The sequence below is a fragment of the Pseudomonas sp. FW507-12TSA genome, from assembly GCF_058781435.1.
Map to the genome: position 1 here is coordinate 1 of NZ_JBYSWT010000033.1, position 21,457 is coordinate 21,457.

24 protein-coding genes are annotated in these 21,457 nt (G+C 64.0%); 17 read left to right on the forward strand and 7 right to left on the reverse strand.

Annotation, left to right across the window (positions count from 1 at the left end; all coding sequences use genetic code 11):
- Positions 1–369 precede the first annotated feature (369 nt).
- The 7 genes from iacA (at position 370) to AC3WK8_RS25875 (ending at position 6,013) form a co-directional block, all read left to right on the forward strand.
- Positions 370–1,539 (forward strand): indole-3-acetate monooxygenase, encoded by a 1,170-nt coding sequence (gene iacA, locus AC3WK8_RS25845; protein WP_103326220.1) that lies wholly within the window; start codon positions 370–372, stop codon positions 1,537–1,539.
- A gap of 18 nt (positions 1,540–1,557) precedes the next feature.
- On the forward strand, positions 1,558–1,920 hold the full coding sequence (locus AC3WK8_RS25850) for an IacB protein (protein ID WP_085596979.1): 363 nt from the start codon (positions 1,558–1,560) through the stop codon (positions 1,918–1,920).
- Between the two features lie 61 nt (positions 1,921–1,981).
- Entirely contained in the window at positions 1,982–3,256 is a 1,275-nt protein-coding gene (locus tag AC3WK8_RS25855; protein ID WP_103326221.1) for an aromatic ring-hydroxylating oxygenase subunit alpha, read from the forward strand.
- A 14-nt stretch (positions 3,257–3,270) separates the two neighbouring features.
- Positions 3,271–3,747, forward strand: coding sequence for an aromatic-ring-hydroxylating dioxygenase subunit beta (locus AC3WK8_RS25860; RefSeq protein ID WP_103326222.1), 477 nt, complete (start codon positions 3,271–3,273; stop codon positions 3,745–3,747).
- Positions 3,748–3,757: 10 nt separating this feature from the next.
- Positions 3,758–4,498, forward strand: a complete 741-nt coding sequence (locus AC3WK8_RS25865; protein ID WP_103326223.1) for an SDR family NAD(P)-dependent oxidoreductase — start codon at positions 3,758–3,760, stop codon at positions 4,496–4,498.
- A 46-nt stretch (positions 4,499–4,544) separates the two neighbouring features.
- Positions 4,545–5,504 carry a PDR/VanB family oxidoreductase gene (locus AC3WK8_RS25870; protein WP_085596983.1) on the forward strand — a complete coding sequence of 320 codons (960 nt, stop codon included), beginning with the start codon at positions 4,545–4,547 and terminating at the stop codon, positions 5,502–5,504.
- Between the two features lie 11 nt (positions 5,505–5,515).
- The gene (locus tag AC3WK8_RS25875) at positions 5,516–6,013 is read left to right on the forward strand and encodes a flavin reductase (protein ID WP_085596984.1); all 498 of its coding nucleotides are present in this window, start codon (positions 5,516–5,518) and stop codon (positions 6,011–6,013) included.
- A gap of 27 nt (positions 6,014–6,040) precedes the next feature.
- On the opposite strand, the gene AC3WK8_RS25880 is transcribed toward AC3WK8_RS25875, so the two are convergent.
- Positions 6,041–6,520: a MarR family winged helix-turn-helix transcriptional regulator gene (locus AC3WK8_RS25880; protein ID WP_085596985.1), complete on the reverse strand. Its 480-nt coding sequence runs from the start codon at positions 6,518–6,520 to the stop codon at positions 6,041–6,043.
- A gap of 197 nt (positions 6,521–6,717) precedes the next feature.
- On the opposite strand from AC3WK8_RS25880, the gene AC3WK8_RS25885 reads away from it, so the two are divergent.
- Positions 6,718–7,842: an amidase gene (locus AC3WK8_RS25885; RefSeq protein ID WP_103326224.1), complete on the forward strand. Its 1,125-nt coding sequence runs from the start codon at positions 6,718–6,720 to the stop codon at positions 7,840–7,842.
- A gap of 45 nt (positions 7,843–7,887) precedes the next feature.
- Positions 7,888–8,406, forward strand: coding sequence for a nuclear transport factor 2 family protein (locus AC3WK8_RS25890; RefSeq protein ID WP_103326225.1), 519 nt, complete (start codon positions 7,888–7,890; stop codon positions 8,404–8,406).
- A gap of 39 nt (positions 8,407–8,445) precedes the next feature.
- Here the strand turns inward: AC3WK8_RS25890 and AC3WK8_RS25895 are convergent, their stop codons facing one another.
- A complete protein-coding gene (locus AC3WK8_RS25895; RefSeq protein WP_207245109.1) occupies positions 8,446–9,417 on the reverse strand; it encodes an AraC-like ligand-binding domain-containing protein in 972 nt (323 codons plus the stop codon).
- Between the two features lie 159 nt (positions 9,418–9,576).
- Here AC3WK8_RS25895 and AC3WK8_RS25900 point away from each other — a divergent pair, with 159 nt between their 5' ends.
- Genes AC3WK8_RS25900 through AC3WK8_RS25910 form a run of 3 tightly spaced genes read left to right on the forward strand, consistent with a single transcriptional unit; the run spans position 9,577 to position 12,505 of the window.
- Complete coding sequence (locus tag AC3WK8_RS25900; RefSeq protein ID WP_103326227.1) at positions 9,577–10,575, forward strand: carbon-nitrogen hydrolase family protein; 999 nt, start codon at positions 9,577–9,579, stop codon at positions 10,573–10,575.
- Positions 10,572–11,612, forward strand: a complete 1,041-nt coding sequence (locus tag AC3WK8_RS25905; RefSeq protein ID WP_256592377.1) for a phenylacetaldoxime dehydratase family protein — start codon at positions 10,572–10,574, stop codon at positions 11,610–11,612. The genes AC3WK8_RS25900 and AC3WK8_RS25905 overlap by 4 nt, the downstream gene beginning before the upstream one ends.
- 20 nt (positions 11,613–11,632) lie before the next feature.
- Positions 11,633–12,505 (forward strand): transporter, encoded by an 873-nt coding sequence (locus AC3WK8_RS25910; RefSeq protein ID WP_085596990.1) that lies wholly within the window; start codon positions 11,633–11,635, stop codon positions 12,503–12,505.
- A gap of 146 nt (positions 12,506–12,651) precedes the next feature.
- Here the strand turns inward: AC3WK8_RS25910 and AC3WK8_RS25915 are convergent, their stop codons facing one another.
- Both AC3WK8_RS25915 and AC3WK8_RS25920 read right to left on the reverse strand, forming a co-directional pair.
- Positions 12,652–13,728, reverse strand: coding sequence for an endonuclease/exonuclease/phosphatase family protein (locus AC3WK8_RS25915; protein WP_103326228.1), 1,077 nt, complete (start codon positions 13,726–13,728; stop codon positions 12,652–12,654).
- 89 nt (positions 13,729–13,817) lie between these two features.
- Positions 13,818–14,477 carry a YciC family protein gene (locus AC3WK8_RS25920; RefSeq protein WP_022641161.1) on the reverse strand — a complete coding sequence of 220 codons (660 nt, stop codon included), beginning with the start codon at positions 14,475–14,477 and terminating at the stop codon, positions 13,818–13,820.
- A 178-nt stretch (positions 14,478–14,655) separates the two neighbouring features.
- Here AC3WK8_RS25920 and AC3WK8_RS25925 point away from each other — a divergent pair, with 178 nt between their 5' ends.
- The 3 genes from AC3WK8_RS25925 (at position 14,656) to AC3WK8_RS25935 (ending at position 16,683) form a co-directional block, all read left to right on the forward strand.
- Positions 14,656–15,432 carry a DUF2076 domain-containing protein gene (locus AC3WK8_RS25925; RefSeq protein ID WP_103326229.1) on the forward strand — a complete coding sequence of 259 codons (777 nt, stop codon included), beginning with the start codon at positions 14,656–14,658 and terminating at the stop codon, positions 15,430–15,432.
- Positions 15,433–15,569: 137 nt separating this feature from the next.
- Positions 15,570–16,049 (forward strand): NYN domain-containing protein, encoded by a 480-nt coding sequence (locus AC3WK8_RS25930; protein ID WP_022641159.1) that lies wholly within the window; start codon positions 15,570–15,572, stop codon positions 16,047–16,049.
- A gap of 28 nt (positions 16,050–16,077) precedes the next feature.
- Positions 16,078–16,683 carry a 3'-5' exonuclease gene (locus tag AC3WK8_RS25935; protein WP_022641158.1) on the forward strand — a complete coding sequence of 202 codons (606 nt, stop codon included), beginning with the start codon at positions 16,078–16,080 and terminating at the stop codon, positions 16,681–16,683.
- Positions 16,684–16,771: 88 nt separating this feature from the next.
- Here AC3WK8_RS25935 and AC3WK8_RS25940 read toward each other — a convergent pair whose 3' ends face one another.
- Complete coding sequence (locus tag AC3WK8_RS25940; protein ID WP_103326230.1) at positions 16,772–17,233, reverse strand: Lrp/AsnC family transcriptional regulator; 462 nt, start codon at positions 17,231–17,233, stop codon at positions 16,772–16,774.
- Positions 17,234–17,395: 162 nt separating this feature from the next.
- Between AC3WK8_RS25940 and yedA the strand changes: the two genes are divergently transcribed.
- Positions 17,396–18,304: a drug/metabolite exporter YedA gene (gene yedA / locus AC3WK8_RS25945; RefSeq protein WP_085596995.1), complete on the forward strand. Its 909-nt coding sequence runs from the start codon at positions 17,396–17,398 to the stop codon at positions 18,302–18,304.
- Here the strand turns inward: yedA and AC3WK8_RS25950 are convergent, their stop codons facing one another.
- Both AC3WK8_RS25950 and AC3WK8_RS25955 read right to left on the reverse strand, forming a co-directional pair.
- Positions 18,305–19,366 carry an alpha/beta hydrolase family protein gene (locus AC3WK8_RS25950; RefSeq protein ID WP_103326231.1) on the reverse strand — a complete coding sequence of 354 codons (1,062 nt, stop codon included), beginning with the start codon at positions 19,364–19,366 and terminating at the stop codon, positions 18,305–18,307.
- Positions 19,367–19,428: 62 nt separating this feature from the next.
- Positions 19,429–19,887, reverse strand: a complete 459-nt coding sequence (locus AC3WK8_RS25955; RefSeq protein ID WP_085596997.1) for a hypothetical protein — start codon at positions 19,885–19,887, stop codon at positions 19,429–19,431.
- A 196-nt stretch (positions 19,888–20,083) separates the two neighbouring features.
- Between AC3WK8_RS25955 and rhlE1 the strand changes: the two genes are divergently transcribed.
- Positions 20,084–21,418 carry an RNA helicase RhlE1 gene (gene rhlE1, locus AC3WK8_RS25960; RefSeq protein WP_085596998.1) on the forward strand — a complete coding sequence of 445 codons (1,335 nt, stop codon included), beginning with the start codon at positions 20,084–20,086 and terminating at the stop codon, positions 21,416–21,418.
- The last annotated feature ends 39 nt before the right edge of the window (positions 21,419–21,457 follow it).

Consider the following 21,457-nt stretch of genomic DNA (forward strand, 5'->3'; position numbering starts at 1 on the left):
AATAATAAGCGTCATGATTGTTATGGATTTTTATTTGATAAATTGTCGATTAAATTGATTTAAATCAATTAGTTATATTTTTATGCGGAATTTGGTTGTTTGGGTTTCGTGTCGAATGATTGCTTTTTAGCGTGAATATTCAATTGACATTTCACGTAAAAAATCACGATTCTTGGCCATCGGCACCATAACAAGAGAGACAGCCCATGCCGCCTAGCCCCCTTCAAGCCCCTGCGCGTGGCCGACATCCCGCTATCGCCTTGCCTCGCCATACCCTTGGCGGTTTTCGCGGCTACCGATCCAGGTGGCGCCAGCGGCATTTCCCTCCTGCCATCTAGTACCCAACCGCACCTGAGACGGAGAAAGTCCATGGATTCGCTTTGCCTGCATTCGGCGCCTGCTTCGGCGCTGGCCTCCGGACCGGCCTTCGAGGCCTTGCTCGACGGTATTCGTGATCGTGCCCGCCTGGGAGAGTTCGATCGCCAGCGGCATATTTCCCGTGACGTGATCGACGGGTTCAAGGCCCACGGGGTCTATCGTGCCCTGGTGCCGCGTCGTTTCGGCGGGTTGGAATGCTCGCCCGGTGAGTTCTGCCAGATGATCGAGCGTATCTCCCACGCCGATGGCTCGGCGGGCTGGGTGGCCAGCTTCGGCATGAGCCCGGTGTACCTGGCAGCGCTGCCCCTGGCGACCATCGCCCGGATCTATGGCGACAACCCCGACACAGTATTCGCCGGCGGCATCTTTCCACCGCAACCGGCCGAAGTAGTGGCGGGCGGCTTCAGGGTCAATGGGCGCTGGAAATACTCCAGCGGTTCGCTGGGCGCCGATATCGTCGGGGTTGGTATCGCTCCGCGCCACGGCGACAAGCTCGACCTGCCGCGCCTGGCCGTGCTGCCCAAAGCCCAGGCGCGTATCGAGGAAACCTGGGACACCGTGGGTTTGCTGGGTACGGGCAGCCACGACCTGGTGGTGGAGGATGTGCGGGTAGACGAGGACTGGACGTTCGTCCGTGGCGGCCTGCCCAACCTGGACGAGCCGTTCTTTCGTTATCCATCGCTGTCCTTCGCCACCCAGGTGTTGTCGGTGGTCGGCCTGGGAGTCGCCCGGGCCGCCCTGGACGAGCTGTCGGCGATGGCCGGCGGACGACTATCGGTGACCGGGGCCCCTGCGCTGGCCGACCGCCCGCTGGCCCAGGTGGATGTGGCCAAGGCTGAGGCGGCGCTGCGTTCGGCCCGGGCCTTCTTCTACGAATCCATCGAGCGCGCCTGGAGCCATGTTCAGGCTGGCGATCCCGTACCGCAGGAAATCACCAACCTGCTGCGCCTGTCTTCTACCCATGCCACGCGCATCGCCGCCGACGTGGCACGCAACGCACAAATGCTCTCGGGCATGACCGGCATCTATCACGACAGCCCACTGGCCCGCTGCGTCAACGACGCCCAGGTGGTCACCCAGCATGCCTTCATGGGCGATGTCACCTATCAGAACGCCGGAGCGATGTTCTTCGGCAAGCAGCCCCTGCCGGGCTACCTGTAACCATCGAGGAGAAATTCCATGAACGACCGGAAGACCTTGCGCGTGCTGTTCTGCATGGGCATCAACCAGAACTTCTTCGATGCCCCGCGCGAAGAGCAGCTCCAGGTGTGGGCGGCCTTCAGTGCGATGTGGAATGGCATCCACGATCTGCCTGGAGTGAAGGTGCTGGGCAACATGGATGACGACCAGGGCATGGTCGGCCCGTCCGATGGCTATCCCTGGACCACCTACCTGTTGGCCGATGTGCCGGATATCGAGACCGTCCATGGCGCCTGCAACCTGTTCCGCACCACTGAGGTGGGCCAGGGGCCCTACAAGCTGTGGCGCTACGCCAAGGTCGAGGCGCGTATCGGCCGCGAGTTGGTGATCCAGCGTGCCTGAAGTCCCGCGAGCCCCTCTACAACGAGAATGCCCAGCCTTCGACGCTGGCAAGGAGTACGCCGTGAACAACCTGATTCCCGCCGTCAACCTGGCGCTCGATCCTGCCGGGTTGGTGCAGGACGACCGCGTCCATACCTCCATGTACACCGATCCGGCGCTGTTCGATGCCGAACTGGAAAAGATCTTCTACAGCACCTGGGTCTGGGTCGCCCATGAAAGCGAAATCCCGGACGCCGGCAGCTACAAGAGCACCTACATCGGCAAGCAACCGGTGATCGTGGTGCGCGATCGCAAGCAGGCCATCCACGTCCTGCTCAATCGCTGCCGGCATCGCGGGGCCACGGTCTGCGAGCACAAGAAGGGCAAGGCCAACAGCTTCGTCTGTCCCTATCACGGCTGGGGTTATGCCCTCGATGGCTCGCTGCGGGGCATTCCTCAGCCAGAGAGCTATGGCGAATGCCTGGACAAGTCCGAGTTGCCGCTGGTCAGCCTACGGGTGGAGAGTTATGCCGGCATGGTCTTCGCCACTTTCAAGGATGACATCGAGCCGCTGGAGGACTTCCTCGGTGCGGCGAAGAAATGGATGGACCTGTTCATGAAGCAAGGTGCCGGCTATGGCATCAAGGTGCCCGGTGAGCATCGTTTCCGTTTTCCCGGCAACTGGAAAATCCAGCTGGAAAACACTACCGACGCCTATCACTTCCCCCTGGTGCACAAGAGCTTTTTGTCCTCGGTCGACGAGCAGACCCTGAAACTGTTCGACTTCGCCGAAGGCCCGGGCTACGTCGAGGACCTGGGCAACGGCCATAGCGTAATGGTGATGATCCCCGACCTGGTGGACCTGGAGGCCGACCTCGACAAACCCATCCCCGAGCGCTTCGCGGGCCTGGCTGCCGAGCTGCGCGACGAGGGCATCGACGAACCCCGGGTGCGCCGCATCGTTCGAGCCGTGGGCGGCTCGGGTTTCAACCTCAACCTGTTTCCCAACATTGCCTGCTCGATGGCTTTTTTCCGGGTGCTGCAGCCGATCTCGGTGACCGAGACCGAGATTCACCATGCGGTGATCACCATGGACGGTGGGCCGGCCGCGGCCAACCGTTATCGCCTGCGCCTGCACGAACACTTCCAAGGACCCATGGGCTTCGGCACTCCCGACGACTCCGAGGCCTGGGAGCGCGTGCAGAAGGGCGCCAGCGCCGGCGAAGACCTGTGGATCATGCTCAACCGTGGCCTGCCGGGCGAGAGACCCAGCGCCGATGGCCTGGTTTCGGACGTGAGTGCCGAGACCGGTATGCGCGCTGCCTACCGGCAATGGAAAAAACTGATGTCGGCCTGAACCTGGAGAACCCCATGAATCTGCAACTGCTGCAAGAAGTGAGCGCTTTCATCTGGCAGGAAGGCGACATGCTCGACCATGGCGAATACGAAGCCTGGCTGGCGCAATGGACGGAAAAAGGCACCTACATCATTCCGATCAGGCCCGGGGAAGGCGACTACGAGAACAGCCTCAACTATGCCTATGACGACCACCACATGCGCGGCCTGCGAGTGCAGCGCCTGGTCGGCGGCGAGTCGATCTCCACCAGCCCGCGGCCACGCACGGTGCGCACGCTTTCGCGCTTTCGGGTGCTCGACGATGACGGCGACCAGGTCACGGTGCGCTGTGCGCAGAACCTGCGGGAGTTCCGCAAGGACACGCTCAAGCACTACAGCGCCGACCTGACCTACACCCTGGTCAGGGCCGACGGCGGATGGCGCATCCAGCGCAAGGTGATCAGCCTGATCAACAGCGACGATACCCTCGCCGGTATCGGCTACATCCTTTGAGGAGTCGGCCATGAACCAAGTCGCATTGGTAACCGGTGCAGGCCAGGGGCTGGGCCAGCGTACCTGCGCCCGCCTGTTGGCGGCGGGCTTCGATGTGGTGGTCAGCGACCGCGACCTGAAGCTCGCCAAGGCTAGCGTCGCACAGTTGCAAGGGGCGGGCGGGGGGCTGCTGGCACTTGAGCTGGATGTCGGCAGCAAGGCCGACTTCCAGCGGGGCCTGGCGCGGGTGCTGGAGCATTTTGGCGCCTTGCAGGTGGTGGTCAACAACGCCGCCGTGACCAGGACCACGCCACTGATGCAGATCAGTCCCGAGGAGTTCGATGCCGTGGTTGGGCTCAACCTGCGTAGCGTATTCCTCGGTTGCCAGGTGTTCGGCGCGTACCTGGCCGAGGCCGGCTATGGCCGGATCATCAACATGGCCTCCCTGGCCGGGCAGAACGGCGGTACCGCCACGGGCGCGCATTACGCGGCGAGCAAGGGCGCGATCATCACCCTGACCAAGGTCTTCGCCAAGGAATTCGCCGCCCGTGGGGTCACCGTCAACGCCATTGCCCCGGGGCCGATCGATTCGCCGGCGGTGCGTGCGGCGATCCCGGCCGAGCGCATGGCCGGCCTGCTGGCTGGCGTGCCGGTGCAACGCCTGGGGGATGCGGACTTCGTCGGCGAGCTGATCGTGCAGTTGGCGCGGCCCGAGGCCTACTTCACCACCGGTGCCACCTGGGACGTGAACGGCGGCCTGTTCATGCGTTGATTTTCCGGGGCGCCTGTTCGCCCCTGTCGTGATGAGGAGCGCGGTCATGAATGAACAATTACTGAAGGTCGTCGTGCGCAAGCGCGAGATCCAGGGGCACGATGTGGTCGTCCTCGACCTGGGGCGTGGCGATGGCGCGGCATTGCCGGCATTCGAGGCGGGCGCCCATGTCGATATCCATATCGCTCCTGGCCTGGTGCGCCAGTATTCGCTGTGCGGCGATCCGGCCGATGGCGCGGTATATCGCCTTGGAGTCCTGAAGGACCCGGCTTCCCGGGGCGGTTCGCAAGGCGTGCATGAAATCCTGCTCGAAGGACGCGAGGTGCAGATCAGTACGCCGCGCAACTTGTTCCCCCTGGCACCGGGTGCCGGGCGCAGCATCCTGCTGGGAGGCGGGATCGGCATCACGCCGATGATCGCCATGGCCCATACCCTTTATCTGCAAGGCGCCGACTTCGAGCTGCACTACTGCGGTCGTTCGCGCAGCCGCAGTGCCTTCCTCGCGGAACTGGCCAGCGCGCCGTTCGCCGATCGCGTACAGACTCATTTCGATGACGAGAGCCCGGAGCAGCGCCTGGACCTTGCGCGGGTGCTGGGGCCTGGCGCGGTCGGCACCCACCTGTATACCTGTGGCCCGGCAGGCTTCATGGATTGGGTTATCGCCGGTGCCCAGGGGCAAGGTTATGCCGAGGACCATATCCACAAGGAGTATTTCCAGGTGGAAGTGGATACCAGTGGCGAGGGCTTCGAGGTGGTCGCCGCCCGCAGCAACAAGAGCGTTCGGGTGGCCGCCGGCCAGAGCATCCTCGATGCCTTGGCCCAAGTGGGGATCAAGATCGAGATTTCCTGTGAGCAGGGGGTATGCGGAACCTGCTTGTGCGAGGTACTCGAAGGCGAGCCGGACCACCGCGACGTGTACCTGACCGATGAAGAAAAAGCCGCCAACGACCAGATCCTGGTGTGCTGTTCGCGGGCTCGATCGAAAAAACTGGTGCTGGATATCTGAGGGCAACGAGCATGGTAGACGTAAACCAATTTCGCAACGCGATGGCCCTGCTCGGTGGCGCCGTGACGGTCATCACCACCGATGGTCCTGCCGGCCGCTTCGGCTTCACCGCCTCGGCGGTATGCAGCGTGACCGATGTGCCGCCCACCTTGCTGGTGTGCATGAACCGCTCTTCGTATTCCAACGCCCAGTTCAAGGCCAACGGCGCGTTATGCGTGAATGTCCTGGCCGGTACCCACCAGGCCCTGTCCGGAGCCTTCGCCAACAAGGCGCTGAGCATGGAGGAGCGCTTCGCCGCTACCCACTGGACGGTACTGGAAAGCGGCGCGCCGGTGATGCAGGAGGCCCTGGTGAACTTCGATTGCCGTATCGCCCAGGTCCACGAGGTGGGGTCCCACAGCATTTTCTACTGCCAGATCCAGGGCATCCGTCACGGTGCCGGAGATGATGGACTGGTGTACTTCAACCGGGCTTATCACCGGGTGTGCGAGGCGTCCAGGACATGCTGAGTCCGGGGTGGTTTCGCTCCAGCAGGGCTAAAGGCTTTCCAGGTTGTGGAACACCACTTCCAGCATATGGTTCAGCCGTTGCACCTGGGCCTGGGTCAGGCCCTTGAAGCTGCGCTGGAACAGTTCGTGGGTGATGTCCTGCATGCGCTCGATGGCGCGCTGGCCGGTCTCGGTGATGCGTACCTGGGTGACGCGGCCATCCTCAGGGCTGGGGGCTGTGTCCACCAGCCCGTCGTCCTTCATGCGGTAGACGATCTTGGTGATGGTCGACAGCTTGGCGATGGCATGGGTGGAAATCTCGGAAATGCTCGATTCGCCGTTTTCCTTGAGGATCCACAACACGCGCCAGCGCGGCACGTCGAGGTCGACCTTCTTGAGCAGGCGCTCCATGTTCTGGGTATAGCGGCCATGGGTCCGGGCCAGCCAGTAGAAAGGGAAGTCTTCCTTGCGAAAGTCGCTGCTGGCAGGGTCGTGGTGGGGTTGGCCGGGGATCTTGGAATTGCTCATCGATTCACTGCTTGTCCGTGGTAGGTCGCGCCGTCGTAGCCAGTTCCACATCCTGTGCCAGCCGGCGCGAACGGCCTGGCACCGAGTAGATGGAGCGTGGCGATTTTACTGGAATATTCAGTTGATTGTTCAACTAGTCGGCAGGCAGTCCCGGAGCTCAAGGGCTGACTGTCGATCCTGGAAAAGGATTGCATGAAATGACCATCATAGTTGAGTCACTGGACCTGGGCGGCAGCGGCCCTCGGGTCATGATCAAGGACACCATCGATGTCGCCGGCACCGCCACTCGCGCATCCAGCCGGGCCCTGGAGCAGGCGCCGCTGGCCGACCAGCATGCCGAGGTGGTCGGCCACCTGTTGGCCGCTGGCGCTCGCTTGACCGCCAAGGTGAGCCTGCATGAATTGGCGTTTGGCACCACTGGCATCAACCGCTACCTAGGGACGGCGGCCAATCCGCGGTTCCCGGGGCACATCCCCGGCGGCTCTTCCAGCGGTTCGGCCGCCGCAGTGGCCGCCGGCCTGGCGGATTTCAGCCTGGGCACTGACACCGGTGGCTCGATCCGGGTCCCGGCCTGTTGTTGCGGGGTATTCGGTCTCAAGCCGACCTTCGGCCGGGTCAGCCGCCACGGCGTGATGCCGGCGCGCAGCAGCCTGGATTGCGTCGGCCCTTTGGCCGCGAGCCTACCCATGCTGATTCGCGCCATGGGCATGATCGATCCGATGTTCGCCGCCGCCCAGGTCCCCTTCCAGGCCAGGATCGGGGTATTGCCGGTGCTCGCCGCGCCAGCGATCCTCGAGGTGGTCCAGCACACGCTGGCGGCCAGCGGCCTGACCCTGCTGGATGTCGAACTGGAGCATTTCGCCGCGGCCTATGACGCTGGCCTGGTGGTCATCAATCGCGAGACCTTCGAAGGTTGTGGCCACCTGCTGACCAGTGGCCTGGTGGGCGCGGACGTTGCCGACCGACTGGCTGCCGCCGGCCAGACCAGCGATCAAGCGCTCGTCGAGGCTGAAGAGGTGCGCCGGCGCTTTACCACCGAGGTCGACCAGGCGCTGGCTAGCTGCGATGTGCTGGCCTTGCCGACCATGCTCGACTTTCCCTTGCGCGTTGAGCAGGCCGCCGATACCCGGGCGGTGCTGGGCATGACCTCGCTGGTGCGACCGTTCAACCTGTCCGGGCATCCGGCGTTGAGTATTCCGTTGGGCAGCGAGCAAGGGTTGCCGGTGGGCCTGCAACTGGTGGCGGCCAAGGGCGCGGACGCCAAGCTGCTAGCGGTGGCGCAGCGTCTGCTGCTCGGCGTTCATGACGCCAGCGGGCTCTGACCCTTTGCCGCGATGTGTCCCCCCATTGCCGAACCCGAGGTCCGGATGAGCGATATCTCCCACTTGCAGGTCCGCCTGCGCTTCTTCGAAAGCCAGCAGGCGATCCGCACCTGCATCAATCGCTACATGACGTTGTGCGATGCCCTCGACGCCCGCACGCCCCTGGATGAACTGGCCGGCCTGTTCACCCGCGAGGCGGTCTGGGAGGGCAAGGGTGCCCGCTACGCCGCGACCTTCGGTGGCTACCAGGGGCGCGAGGCGATCCGCGCGATGTTCGCCACCTATATGAAGACTCCGGCGCACTTCGCCTTGAACACGCACTTCCTGGCCAGCGAGGTCATCGAAGTGGACGGCGACCAGGGCCAGGGCAGTTGGATGATGCTGCAAGCCAGTAGCTTCGCCGAGGGTGGTTCCCACCTGAACGCGGCCAGGTTGACGGTGCGCTTCGCCCTGGAAGAGGGGCATTGGCGGATCGCCCGTTTCCAGACCGAGAACCTGTTCAGCCGGCCAATGACGGCATGGAACAGCGATGCGCAACTGCCGGTCCCGGGACAAGGCGGCTAGTCGTTTCCAGGGGCTCGATTCCTCGCTGTTGCCAGCCGGTCAGCCCTGCGGGCTCTCAATGCCGAGCATGGTGGCATGCCGGAAGTCCCGGGCGCTGCAACCGAACCGTGCCTTGAACACCCGGCTGAAATAGGCCATGTCGGTGAAGCCCGAACGATAGGCCAGGGTGCTGATCAGGGCGGTTCTTTGGGAAAGACTGCCCAGTTGGTCGGCGCATGCCTGCAGGCGGATATCGAGCAGGAACCGGCCGAACGAAGTCTGCTCGTCCTGGAACAGGCTGTTGATGTAGCGTGGCGTCACGCCGAATGCCCCCGCCACGCCTGTCAGGGAGAGTTCGCTGTCCGCCAGGTTGGCCCTGACATGACGCTTGATGCGATACAGCAGGGACGTGCGGCGCACGGAAGGCTGGACGATGCCCTTGCCGCGTTCGGCCAAGGCCGTGGCCAGCAGGTCCAGGCCCTGCTGCGTGAGCTGGCGCCGGGATTCGCTGCTGACGCTGTCATCGAGTCGGGCCAGGCCGGTCAGGTAGTCGAAGGCCAGTCGTGCCACTGGGTCCTTTCGTGACAGCGCCAGGGCAGTCAGTTGTTCGATGTTACCGATGCGCTCGCGCAGGGCCTGGCAGGGAACCTGCAGCACGGTCTGGCGGAAGCTGCCGGAAAAATGCAGCTCGTAGGGCTGGCGCGTGTCATAGACGGCAAAGTCCCCTTGCGCCAGGGCCGCCTCGCGGCCGTCCTGGATCACCTGCGAGCAGCCTTCGTGTGCCAGGTTGATGAGTACGTACTCGTCCGGGCTGCGGGCTATGCAATGCCGGTCGCGGCGCACCAGCTGGCGGCTGGCGCGAATCTCCACTACCCGCAGCACGTCCAGGTCGTGGGCGCACAAGCGCCCGTCGAAGTCCAGCTGTGCGTCGATCCGGCACTCCAGCGGGACGAAGGTCGCACACACCACGTCCTGCCAGAAGGCCTGGCGTTCATGGGGGCGGATATCGTCGGTATCGAATCGAACGAGCATGGCTTGGCGTCACGACAAGGGAACGGTGGGCAATGAAGAATGCAATTCGAAGGCCAGCGGCGACTGTTCCTCCAGGGTCAAGCATCGCTTCCTTCAGGTCCTAAAGGATCGTTTGGCGCTGCCCTTAACCTCTGGTCATCACTCGATGGAGGTCAAGACATGCAAGCCAAGATCAAGGTCGCCTGCGTCCAGGCGGCCCCGGTTTTTCTCGATCTGAAAGGTACGGTGGACAAGACCCTGGCGCTGATCGAGGAGGCGGCCAGCCAAGGTGCTCGTCTCATCGCCTTTCCGGAAACCTGGATTCCCGGCTACCCCTGGTTCTTGTGGCTGGATGCACCGGCGAACTACATGCCGTTGGTGCAGCGCTATCACGAGAACTCCCTGGTACTGGACAGCGAGCAGGCCCGGCGGATCAGCGAGGCGGCACGCCAGCATGGCATCCATGTGGTGCTGGGCTACAGCGAGCGCGAGCATGGCTCGCTGTACATCGGCCAGTGGCTGATCGACGACCAGGGGCGCACCCTCGGGACTCGGCGCAAGCTCAAGGCCACCCATGTGGAGCGGGTGCTGTTCGGGGAAAGCGATGGTTCTTCGCTGGCCACCTTCGACAGTCACCTGGGCAAGCTGGGTGCCTTGTGCTGCTGGGAACACCTGCAACCGCTCAGCCGTTATGCGATGTACGCCCAGCATGAGCAGATCCATGTCGCCGCCTGGCCGAGCTTTAGCCTCTATCGCCGTGGTACGGCGGCGCTGGGGCCGGAGGTCAACCTGGCGGCTTCCCGGCTGTACGCCGCCGAAGGCCAGTGCTTCGTGCTGGCATCCTGCGCCGTGGTGACCCCGGACATGCTCGATCTGCTCTGCGCCACCGACGAGCAACGCGCGCTGCTGGAAGCCGGCGGTGGCCATGCACGAATCTTCGGGCCAGATGGCGCGGACCTGGCCACTCCGCTGGACGAGCATGAAGAAGGCATCCTCTACGCGACGCTGGATCCGGCTGCGCTGATCGGCGCCAAGCTCGCTGCCGATCCGGTCGGCCATTACGCGCGTCCGGACGTCACCCGGCTGCTGTTCAACCGCAGCGCCTACACCCCCGTCGTGGAATGTGACGCCACCACCATCAGCGAAATTCTGGACATGGCACCGCAGGAGGTCCTGTGAGCATCGAATCGGCTATTCCCAAGCACCTGGTGTGCCCGCGCCTTGAAGCGGCCAGTACGCCACGCAATTACCAGGCGCCATTTCCGGCCTGGACGGCGCGCTTCACGCCGCTGGTGGAGCGGGTCGTGATGGCCTGTTTCGGCGTACAGGCCCCTGGGCCGCTGGAGCTGGAAAGCCTGGCGCCGTATATCGAGCGGTTTGCCCTGGTGGACGGACCCTTGTATTGGGACCCGGCGCAATGCCAGGACGCGACGGGCGCGCATAACCTGGTAGCCATCGCCTATTGGGCCGATGTGGCAGCCTTCGAGCGTTGGCGGAGCAACAGCGGGTTCGACCAGTGGTGGCAGTCGCCGGAGCGCGAGACCGAGGCCATTGGCCGGTTCGTCGAGATCGTGACGCCGGGCCAGGAATGGTTCGAGACATTGTTCTCGTCCCTGAACGGTGTCGAGGGTATCGCCCATCTCGCCAGCGGAATGAGTGGTGTGGTCCGTGAACATGGCTATTGGGGGAGCGCCCGGGATCGGCTGCCTCGGGCCCAGGTGGACAAGCTGGTAGGTGCACGCGGTGATGCTCCGCAAAAGACCGGGACAGGTGCCCGGGTACGGGTGCCAGGACGGCAGAACCTATGCCTGATCCGCTCTGGCCAGGACTGGTCGGCGACCTCGCAACAGGAGCGGGAGCTCTACCTGAGCGATATCCAGCCGGTGCTGCGGGCGGGGATGGATTTTTTGCGGGACGAGGGGCGCAGTATCGGTTGCTCCAGTTGCCGCCTGATGCAGGTGTTGGACGCCTGTACCGGCGCGCCACTGGAAAAGAGCTTCGGGCTCGCGCATTTCGACGACCTTGCCCAGCTCGAAACCTGGGCCAGGAGCCATCCGACCCACCTGGCTATCTTCGGGCGCTTCACGCGCTATACCCAGGCGCTCGATTTCCAGATCGCCTTGCGGTTGTACCACGAGGTGGCGGTCATTCCCGCCAATGCCCAGTGGTTCGAATACATCAATTGCCATGGCCGCACAGGTTTGCTGCGCGGCTGATTTCCAGGCGGGAGCGACCAATGAACAAGTCCAGGATGGCGTTGTACTGCCTGCCGTTCGCCTTTGCCGAAACGGTCCGTGCCCAGGAAACCGCACCGGGCGACTACGAGCCGGTGCCGGCTGGCAAGACTGCATTGCTGATGTACTACCAGCATGCCCGTAGCTCATCGTTCTACCGTTCTGGCCATAGAGTCTCGAACGATTTTCGCATGCGCTCCGACATGGGCCTGCTGCGCCTGGTGCAATCGGTGCCGTTGAGCGACCGGCTGTATTGGGAGCCCCAGGCGATCCTGCCTTTCGGCCAGTTGCGCACGGCAGGCGATGCCAGCGCGCTGGGGGACGAGTCGGGATCGGGCGACCTGAACCTGGGATCGGTGTTCAAGCTCCGGCTCCCTACGCGCCAGGGTGACATGCTGGGCCTTGGGGTGTTTGTCCAGGCGCCCACCGGCAGCTATGACCGGGACGATGCTCTGAACCTTGGGGAAAACCGCTGGCGCCTGATGCTGCAGGGCGCCTACGTGCACCACTTCGACGAGCGCTGGGCGCTGGATACCGTGGCCGATATCAGCTGGTATACGCGCAACCACGACTACGGTCCGACCGGGGCGAACCAGAAGCAGAAGGCCCGCTATGAGTACCAGGCGTTCCTGCGCTATCAGTTGGCACCGGCCACCACCCTGGGCTTTGGCGGTGGCTACGTCACGGGCGCGCGTACCTGGGTGGCCGGTGACGACCAGGACGATGAACTCAAGACTTCCTATGCCCGCCTGACCCTCACTCATTTCCTGGTACCGGACCTGCAGGCCCAAGTGCAGTTGGGCCGTGACATGGAGGTGGAGCAGGGCTTCAAGGAGCGCGCACGGCTCAATTTGCGGTTGGTGAAGTTGTTCTGATACCGGTTGTCGCTCCGCCTGAAACGAAGAGAATCATCAAGATTCTTTTGTTTTTCGGCGCAGAGGCGCAGGAAAAAACGATACCGATCAGTTCGCCGGGGGCCATGCCGGGCCGAGCAGGTTTCGCTCTCGCGGGGTACGGCTCTCTACTGGGCCGGCAGCAGGAAGCGCGCGAGCACCGGCAGGTGGTCGGAGATGCGCAGGGTATCGTCCTGGCGGACCCGCGACTCCACGCGCTTCAGGCGCGGGCTGTAGAACAGGTAGTCGACGGTCCGGTCCGGCCCATCGAGACCGGGGTCGTTGGGATAGTGGGTCAGCCAGCGCGCGCGGTCGGCACCGCTGGCTTGGGTATTGCTGGGGATCATCGGGTACTTGTCCCACAAAAGGTGCAGGGGGCTGTCGGCACTGTAGGGCGCGCGTTGGTTCTCATCCAGGCGCCGGTACTGGCCCAGGGGCAGCAGGTTGAAGTCGCCGCCGATCAGCCAGGGAGTGCCACGGCCTTCCAGTTTGTCCAGGGTCCTGGCGATGGCCGCGACTTGCCGGGCCTGGGTCTCGCCGGCCTGCTGCGCACGCTCCAGGTGGGTATTGAGTACCGCCAGTTGTCCGCCGTCGTTCAGGGGCAGGTAGCTGAGCAGCAGGGCGTCTCGCGGCAGGAATTGCCGGCTGATGACGTTGTGGTCCGCCACCGGCAGTTGCAGGCGCTCGGCGTGTTCGATGCGATAGCGGCTGAGGGTCGCCAGTTGCCGGCCGACGCTGCCGAGGATATGCACGGAGGGAACGAAGTCGGCCTTCCAGTCGTAGGCCCGGGTGCTGCAGGGATAGAGGTCGGCCAGGCGTTCCTGGAGAAGCTTGAGCTGGTCCTGGTAGGCGCTGGCCTTGGCGTTGTCGTCCACTTCCTGGAGCAGCACCAGGTCCGGCTGTTCGTCGCGGATGACCCGGGCCACTTCGTCGAGGCTGAAGGCCATGTCCTCTAGTGTGGGGCGTTCGTCCTGGCCATGGGCCTGGTCGTTCCAGAACACATAGCGCTTGCCGGCCAGGTACTGCAGGTTCCAGGTCATCACCTTCAACGCTTGGCCCGGTACCAGCGGCGCGGCTTCGGCGCTACAGGAAACCGCCAGGGTTTCCTTGGCCTGGGGACGCCAGGTCAGGCTGTAGATCAGACCGGCCAATACCAGGCCGATCAGCAGCAGGCTCAACAGGGTCACGCGAAGTAGACGGATCATCGGCTCGGCTTATGGCGTTGCGGGATGGGGTCCGAGCATACCCGAGTGCGCAGCCGTCCCCCAAGGGGTAGAGCGGCCGCGCCGGGGTTTCAGTGCTTGTCCGGCTGCTGGCTGATCAGCATGAACAGGCGGAACAGCACCACGCTGGTGAACAGCTGGAGGAAGCTGTAGGCGCTGTCGATGGTCAGTGCCACCAGCGGCGTCGGGTCGGGATAGGCGGCTTCGCTCATGCCCTTGAGCAGCCAGAGCGGGGTCATCACGCACAGGATGCACGCCAGGATCCGCAGGAAATGCCCGCGGCTCAGGCGAAAGCTCTCGGTGATGGCATTCAGCGGCGATGCCCCCTTGAGTACCAGCAGGTACTCGGCGAAGGCCAGGACCACCATCAGCCACAGGCCCGGCAGGAAATACAGCGACAGCCCCAGCAAGATCAGCAGGGTACTGACCGCCGTCAGCAGGGCGAAGCGCGGCCACAGGCTCAGGCTCATGGCCAAGAGGTCGCGGGTTCGGGGCGATTCGCCACGGGTACGGGCATCGAGGAGCAGGATCAGTGCACCGGTGTACAGCGGATACACCAGCAGGCCGACGATCACGCTGTACCCGGAAAAGGCATTCGGACCCAGGGCCTTGCCGGCAGCCTGTTGCAGCAGCGCCTCGAGAATCACCAGTGGCAGGCACAGCTGGGCGATGCGCCCGAGGTTGCGTCGAAAGAAATACAGGGAGTCGCGCAGAACGTCTAACGGATTCATCGAAGGGGTCGCAGTGGCGAAGCGGTTGGACACTTTAACCGATGCAGGCCCCGGGGAAGCAAACGTAAACCTTGGGTAAAGACCATTGAAAGTCGACGCACCAACCCCATAACTGTTGCGTATCGCGGTCCCTTCGGACCGTAGAGCGGATTTTTACCGGCAATCTAAAGAGGTCGCCATGAATAGCGAAGAGCAAACCCTGATCGATGGACTGTTTTCACGGTTGCAGCAAGCCGAAACGGATTCAGCCCCGCGTGATGCCCAGGCCGAGGCGCGGATCAAGGAGCATCTGACCCGCCAGCCTGCGGCCGGGTATTTCATGACCCAGGCGATCCTGGTGCAGGAGGCTGCCCTCAAGAGCCTTGACGAACAAAACAAGCAACTGACCCAGCAAGTCCAGCAACTGCAGGCCCAACTGCAACAGGCCAAGTCCCAGGCGGCTCCGGCCCCGGCCTCGAGTGGCGGGTTCTTGTCGAGCATCTTCGGTGGCTCCCGCGAAGCGCAACCGGCCCCGACCGCGAGCCCGGCGCCATCTTCCGGCGGTGGCTGGCGTGAGCCGCCACGCCCGGGCTTTGGCGCGCCACAGCAGAATTTCGGTGCGCCCCAGCAGGGGGTCGGCGCTGCGCCGCAACAGAACTACGCGCCGCAGCAGGCGCCGGCGGCTGGCAGCAGTTTCCTGGGTGGCGCGCTGAAGACCGCCGCCGGTGTCGCAGGCGGCGTGATGCTGGCCCAGGGCATCAGCAGCCTGTTCCACAGCAACCAGCAGCCCCAGGAAGTGGTCGAAGTCATCAAGGAAGAACCGGCGCCGGCCAGCGACAACAGCGGCTGGGGCAATGACGAACAGCGTTATGCCAACAACGACTCCTGGGGCGGCAACGACCAGGGCGGCTTCAACGACGCGGGCTACGACAACGACGACAGTTCGTTCTTCTCCGACGACGATTCCTTCGTCTGACCTACCATCGGTCCGGGGCCACAACATGCCCCGGGCCGATAATTCGCGGAACAATCCCTGGCGCTGGCATACTGGACGACTTTTCCGACCCCAAGGGTCGATCCAGTTGCCGTGCTGCTGCGCCATGAGGATTAGCGGTGAAAAAAATCGCCCTGTTCGCCGATGTGCAAAATCTCTACTACACCGTGCGCCAGGCTTATGGCTGTCACTTCAACTACGCGGCGCTGTGGGCCGATATCAGCAAGCACGGGCAGATCGTCCAGGCCTATGCCTATGCCATCGATCGCGGTGACAGCAAGCAGCAGCAGTTCCAGCAGATCCTGCGCAACCTGGGCTTCACGGTAAAACTCAAACCCTACATCCAGCGCAGCGATGGCTCGGCCAAGGGCGACTGGGACGTGGGTATCACCATCGACATCATGGACGCCGCCAGCCAGGTGGATGAAGTGGTGCTGGCCTCCGGCGACGGCGATTTCGACCTGTTGCTGGAGCGCATCATCCACAAGCATGGCGTCAGCGCGGTGGCCTACGGAGTGCCGGGGCTGACCGCCAATTCGCTGATTCGCGCCGCCAGCCGCTATGTGCCGATCGAAGGCGCCTTGTTGTTGAAAAGCTGAAAACAGATTCATACGGAGCAAAACAGGTTTGGAACGCATTGCCGTCATCGACTTCGAAACCACCGGGCTTTCCCCGAGCAGCAGTTGCCGGGCCACCGAGATCGCCGTGGTGATCCTCGAACAGGGGCGCATCGTCGAGCGTTACCAGAGCCTGATGAACGCCGGCGTGCGGGTACCGGCGTTCATCGAGCAATTGACCGGCATCAGCAACGCCATGTTGCGCGGGGCTCCCTCGGCGGAGCAGGTGATGAACGAAGTCAACGAGGTCGTCGGCACCACGCCGCTGGTGGCGCATAACGCCGCCTTCGACCAGAAGTTCTGGGATTTCGAATTGGGGCGGATCCGGCGCACCCGGTTGCAGAACTTCGCCTGTTCCCTGCTGCTGGCCCGGCGCCTGATGCCGGCGGCGCCGAACCACAAGCTGGGCACCCTGACCGCCTACGCCGGCCTGCCGCATACCGGCCAGGCCCACCGGGCCATGGCCGACGCCGAGATGGCGGCCAACTTGCTGGTGCACCTGGCGGGCGAACTGCGCGATACCCACGGCCTGCACCAGTTGTCCCACGATTTCTTGTGCAAGTTGCAGAAGGTTCCGGCGGCCAAGGTGCCCGAGCACTTGCGGCGCCATCGCTGACGCTCCGCAAGCCCCATCGGAATCTGCGGCCGCAGGGGCCGAGGGCCTGGAGAGTCTGCAAGCAAGGCCCCGTGGAGCCGTTGGTGGATCAACCGGACGGTTTGCCGTTGCTGTCCAGGTGCCCCAGGGGCAGGCGCCGTTCAATGGCGCTGGAGAGCACGATGGAGGTCTTGCTGAAGCCGAACTGGGCGACGCGGTTGATCAGCTCTTCCAGCTCCGGCATCGAACCCACGGCGGCCTGCATGATCACGCAGGGATCGCCCGTGACCCGGTGGCATTCGGTGAGTTGCGGGATCTTGATCAGTTCGTCATAGCTTTTCTGGTTGCCGTGCTGGGCCAGGCGCAGTTCGATGACGCACTGGATCGGCAACCCCAGCTTGTTCATGTCGACCTTGGCCTGGTAGCCGGTGATCACGCCGCTGGCTTCGAGCTTGGCGACCCGCTCGGCCACGGCAGGCGCCGAGAGGTTGACCTTGCGCGCCAGCTCGGCATAAGTCGCCCGGCCGTTTTCCAGCAGTTGGGCCAAGAGCATGCGGTCATACTTATCCATGGAAGGCTCCAAAACACCCTGGCTTTCGAAAGCAAGGTATATAGCCTCGAACTCCATGTTTTGGAAAGTGTACTGCTCTTAAAAACAAGTTTTGTAACTTAAGCTTGCCCCGTTCGGCTTTCTACAATGGGCCTTCCCTGCCTGTCTCCTGAGTCGTACCCCATGCCTGGCCAAAGCCGCTTTCCCTTGCCGTTGATCGCCGCATTCTTTGCCCTCTACGTGATCTGGGGGTCGACCTACCTGGTGATCCGCATTGGTGTCCAATACTGGCCACCCTTGATGCTTGCCGGTATCCGCTTCGTACTCGCCGGCAGCCTGATGTACGCGTTCCTGCGCTGGCGTGGAGTCCCGGCGCCCACCTGGGCGCAATGGAAGGCCGCCGGGATCATCGGCATCCTGCTGCTGAGTTTCGGCAACGGTGCGGTGACGGTCGCCGAGCACCTGGGCGTGGCTTCCGGAGTGGCGGCCCTGGCGGTGGCCACGGTGCCGTTGTTCACCTTGCTCTGCGGTTATTTCTGGGGCACGCGCAATACCCGCCTGGAGTGGGCCGGCATCATCCTCGGGATGATCGGCATCGGCATGCTGAACCTGGGTTCCAACCTGCAATCGAGCCCCTTGGGCGCGGCCCTGTTGCTGTTCGCCGCAGCGGCCTGGGCCTTCGGCTCGGTCTGGAGCAAGCATTTGCCTCTGCCCCAGGGGGCCATGGCCAGCGCCGCGCAAATGCTCGTCGGTGGTGTAGTGCTGCTGCTGGGCAGCCTGCTGCGCGGCGAGCGCCTGGAAGCCATGCCCGCCCTGGAGGGCTGGCTGGCGCTGGCCTACCTGGCAGGCTTCGGTTCGATCATCGCCTTCAATGCCTACATGTACCTGCTCAAGCACGTACGCCCGGCGGCGGCCACCAGCTATGCCTACGTCAACCCCGCGGTGGCGGTGTTGCTGGGCATCGTCTTCGTCGGCGAGAGCATCGGCTTCGAAGAAGCGCTGGCGATGCTGGTGATCATCAGCGCCGTGGTGTTGATCGGCCTGCCGCAATGGCGCAAGCCCAAGGCCGTGGCCCGGGAAGAGGCCGCCTGATTATGGCGGAGTCGGCTGGCTGGCCAGGTGGCGTTCGAGAAAACCGCCGATGACCTGGACCGCTTGCTGGTGAATCGCTTCGCGGTCGCGCTTGTCGCCGTCCCGGCAGATGATTTCATCCTCGGGGTCATCTGCCCTGAGCAGGGCCGTGGCTCCCGGCTTGCAGAGCTGCATGAAGCTGAAATGGCTGGCATCGGCGACCACCAGCAGGCTTGAGGTGGCCGGCGGCAGGTGGGCTTGCAGATAACCCGACTCCTGTTCCACCGGCATGCCGGCAATGTTCACCCCGGCGCCCAGGATCAAGGTCGGCGTCTGTACCGCGGCCAGGCTGTGTGGGGTAAATCCGCGGACCAGCCCCGGGTCCAGTGACACCACGGCCTTGATTCGCGGGTCTCGCAGGTCGGCACTCAGCTGGCCCTGGTTGCCTGCAGCGATACCCAGTTCCGCAGCCAACCCGCACAGGCGCGGGTTGGGATGCAGCCGGCATTCCTCGAGGAGGCGTTGCGGACTGTAGCGCCCGCCGGCCAGCGCGGTGACTGTCCAGCCGCCCAGGGAATGGCCGATGGCGGCGATACGCTGCGGATCGACGGCGCCGGCCAGGCTGCTGTCGGCAGTGAGCGTGTCGATCACCCGGCTCATATCGTGGGGGCGCTCCCAGAGCTTCGCCGCTTCTGCCGGGCGTCGGTCGAAGGTCGTGGTGCCAGGGTGGTCTGGAGCTGCGACCACATAGCCCTGGTTGACCAGGTTCGGTACCAGCCAGCTGAGGTTGCGCCAGCTGCCGCGATAGCCGTGGGACAGGACCACCAATGGGTGGGCCGCCGGGCCAGGCGAGGCATCCTTGATGGCGGGCAGGCCCTGGAAGACCGGGGTCTGTGCGGATGTCAGCAGCGGCGCGGGTGTCTCGGTGGGATACCAGAGGGCGACATGCAGTGGGCGTTGGCCGCTGGCATCCGCCACGGTGATTTCACGGAAACCGATGAGTTCGGCAGCTCCGGCAAGGGGGAGGAGCAGGGCCAGAGACAGGCCCGCGAGCATCCGTGCGGACAGGGCGATATTGCGCATTGGGACTCCATGTACAAAGGACGCCGGGCATTGCCCGGCGTTGTGGTTTCAGCGCGAAGGAATCACTCGAGGCCGATAAGCAGCGCTATCGCGAAGACCACCGCCGCCAGGGCCAGGCAAAACAGCAGGCTGACTCCCGCCACTGGCCATAACGAGACGAAGTTGCCGCCGTTGGCCTTGTGGTCCACCACCTGGGGGCCGAACAGTTGGCGCGCATAGGCGTTCATCCCGTAGATCTGCGGCAGGATGAAGACCACGGCGGGAACGTTATCCGGAAGGAAAAAGCCTGCCAGGGTCATGGCCAGGAAGACACCGATGCCCATGGTCCAGGCTTTCCTCACCTCAGCCTCGCGCCCCAGTGCCTTGAGGTTCCGGCTGATGAAATAGGCTCCCGCGATGGCGGTGCCGAGGAAGGTGCTCAGGCCGATGGCTGCGACACTGTAGAGGCGCAGGTTCTGATCGACGGTCGGGGCGATCCGCAGTTCGGCGGCGGGGGCCTGGAACGGGTTTTCTTGGTCCATGCGAGGTGAGACTCCTTGAGGGGGGGAGGGCCGAGAAGATGTCCGGTGCGCAGGGCGCGGGGCATTCTTTAGGGCCGGCTGGGGGGCGAGCATACACGCTCCCCAGCCGGCGGGCATGGTCCGTAAGTGGGGCCGTGAATTAGGGTAAACTGCCGCCCATTGCATTCCTGTGCTGACTCTTTCCTACGGTATCCCCATGACATTCGCCACTCTCGGCCTGATCGAACCCTTGCTGCGCGCCCTTGAACCCCTTGGCTACCAGGCCCCGACCCCGGTGCAGGCCCAGGCGGTTCCGGCGGTGCTGGCCGGTCGCGACCTGATGGCCGCAGCCCAGACCGGCACCGGCAAGACCGCCGGTTTCGCCCTGCCGCTGTTGCAATTGCTGACCCTGGAAGGTCCGAAGGTCGACAGCAATTCGGTGCGGGCGCTGATCCTGGTGCCAACCCGCGAGCTGGCCGAGCAGGTCCACGACAGCGTGCGCCAGTACGCCGAACACCTGCCACTGCGCACCTACGCTGTGTATGGCGGAGTCAGCATCAACCCGCAGATGATGAAGCTGCGCAAGGGTGTCGACCTGCTGGTGGCGACACCTGGCCGCCTGCTGGACCTGTTCCGGCAGAACGCGGTGAAGTTCGGCCAGTTGCAGACCCTGGTGCTGGATGAGGCCGATCGCATGCTCGACCTGGGGTTCTCCGAAGAGCTCAAGAGCATCTACGCAGCCCTGCCGAAAAAGCGCCAGACCTTGCTGTTCTCCGCGACGTTCTCCGATGCCATCCGCCTGTTGGCCGGGCAGATGCTCAATGACCCGCTGAGCATCGAGGTCAGCCCGCGCAACGTCGCCGCCAGCACGGTCAAGCAATGGGTGGTACCGGTGGACAAGAAGCGCAAGCCGGAACTGTTCAGCCACCTGCTGCGCAAGAACCGCTGGAAGCAGGTGCTGGTGTTCGCCAAGACCCGTAACGGCGTGGACGCCCTGGTGGAAAAACTCCAGGGCCAGGGCGTGAATGCCGACGGCATCCACGGCGATAAGCCCCAAGCCACGCGCCAGCGTGCCCTGGACCGGTTCAAGCTGGGCGAGATCCAGATCCTGGTGGCGACCGATGTGGCGGCCCGCGGCCTGGACATCGAGGATCTGCCGCTGGTGGTCAACTTCGACCTGCCGATCGTCGCCGAGGACTACGTCCACCGCATCGGCCGCACCGGACGTGCCGGTTCCACCGGTGAAGCGATTTCCCTGGTCTGCGCCGATGAAGTGAACCTGCTGTCGGCGATCGAAATGCTTACCCGCCAGACCCTCAAGCGCCATGAGGAGCAGGATTTCGAGCCCGAGCACCGGGTGCCCGAGACCGACGCCAGTGGCCAGGTGGTGAAGAAGCCTAAAAAGCCGAAGAAGCCCAAGGCTGCCGGTGGTGCCGGCAAACGCAACCTGGGGCGTTGGGTCGATAGTGGCGAAGTAGCCGCCGAGCCTGCGGTGAAGCCGGTGCGCAAGGTGCCGGCCTTCAACACCGGCCCGCGCAAGCGCAAGCCGTAAGCACCGCGGCCAGTTGCCGGCGGCAGGTCCGGGCCTGGC

What these genes read in the sequence shown, in the direction of transcription:
- iacA (WP_103326220.1), top strand. Translation starts at nt 370, where the DNA reads ATGGATTCGCTTTGCCTGCATTCGGCGCCTGCTTCGGCGCTGGCCTCC.
- AC3WK8_RS25865 (WP_103326223.1), top strand. Translation starts at nt 3,758, where the DNA reads ATGAACCAAGTCGCATTGGTAACCGGTGCAGGCCAGGGGCTGGGCCAG.
- AC3WK8_RS25955 (WP_085596997.1), bottom strand. Translation starts at nt 19,887, where the DNA reads ATGGACCAAGAAAACCCGTTCCAGGCCCCCGCCGCCGAACTGCGGATC.
- AC3WK8_RS25925 (WP_103326229.1), top strand. Translation starts at nt 14,656, where the DNA reads ATGAATAGCGAAGAGCAAACCCTGATCGATGGACTGTTTTCACGGTTG.
- AC3WK8_RS25890 (WP_103326225.1), top strand. Translation starts at nt 7,888, where the DNA reads ATGAGCGATATCTCCCACTTGCAGGTCCGCCTGCGCTTCTTCGAAAGC.
- AC3WK8_RS25880 (WP_085596985.1), bottom strand. Translation starts at nt 6,520, where the DNA reads ATGAGCAATTCCAAGATCCCCGGCCAACCCCACCACGACCCTGCCAGC.
- AC3WK8_RS25915 (WP_103326228.1), bottom strand. Translation starts at nt 13,728, where the DNA reads ATGATCCGTCTACTTCGCGTGACCCTGTTGAGCCTGCTGCTGATCGGC.
- AC3WK8_RS25885 (WP_103326224.1), top strand. Translation starts at nt 6,718, where the DNA reads ATGACCATCATAGTTGAGTCACTGGACCTGGGCGGCAGCGGCCCTCGG.
- AC3WK8_RS25920 (WP_022641161.1), bottom strand. Translation starts at nt 14,477, where the DNA reads ATGAATCCGTTAGACGTTCTGCGCGACTCCCTGTATTTCTTTCGACGC.
- AC3WK8_RS25910 (WP_085596990.1), top strand. Translation starts at nt 11,633, where the DNA reads ATGAACAAGTCCAGGATGGCGTTGTACTGCCTGCCGTTCGCCTTTGCC.
- AC3WK8_RS25870 (WP_085596983.1), top strand. Translation starts at nt 4,545, where the DNA reads ATGAATGAACAATTACTGAAGGTCGTCGTGCGCAAGCGCGAGATCCAG.
- AC3WK8_RS25950 (WP_103326231.1), bottom strand. Translation starts at nt 19,366, where the DNA reads ATGCGCAATATCGCCCTGTCCGCACGGATGCTCGCGGGCCTGTCTCTG.
- AC3WK8_RS25850 (WP_085596979.1), top strand. Translation starts at nt 1,558, where the DNA reads ATGAACGACCGGAAGACCTTGCGCGTGCTGTTCTGCATGGGCATCAAC.
- AC3WK8_RS25875 (WP_085596984.1), top strand. Translation starts at nt 5,516, where the DNA reads ATGGTAGACGTAAACCAATTTCGCAACGCGATGGCCCTGCTCGGTGGC.
- AC3WK8_RS25895 (WP_207245109.1), bottom strand. Translation starts at nt 9,417, where the DNA reads ATGCTCGTTCGATTCGATACCGACGATATCCGCCCCCATGAACGCCAG.
- yedA (WP_085596995.1), top strand. Translation starts at nt 17,396, where the DNA reads ATGCCTGGCCAAAGCCGCTTTCCCTTGCCGTTGATCGCCGCATTCTTT.
- rhlE1 (WP_085596998.1), top strand. Translation starts at nt 20,084, where the DNA reads ATGACATTCGCCACTCTCGGCCTGATCGAACCCTTGCTGCGCGCCCTT.
- AC3WK8_RS25900 (WP_103326227.1), top strand. Translation starts at nt 9,577, where the DNA reads ATGCAAGCCAAGATCAAGGTCGCCTGCGTCCAGGCGGCCCCGGTTTTT.
- AC3WK8_RS25860 (WP_103326222.1), top strand. Translation starts at nt 3,271, where the DNA reads ATGAATCTGCAACTGCTGCAAGAAGTGAGCGCTTTCATCTGGCAGGAA.
- AC3WK8_RS25940 (WP_103326230.1), bottom strand. Translation starts at nt 17,233, where the DNA reads ATGGATAAGTATGACCGCATGCTCTTGGCCCAACTGCTGGAAAACGGC.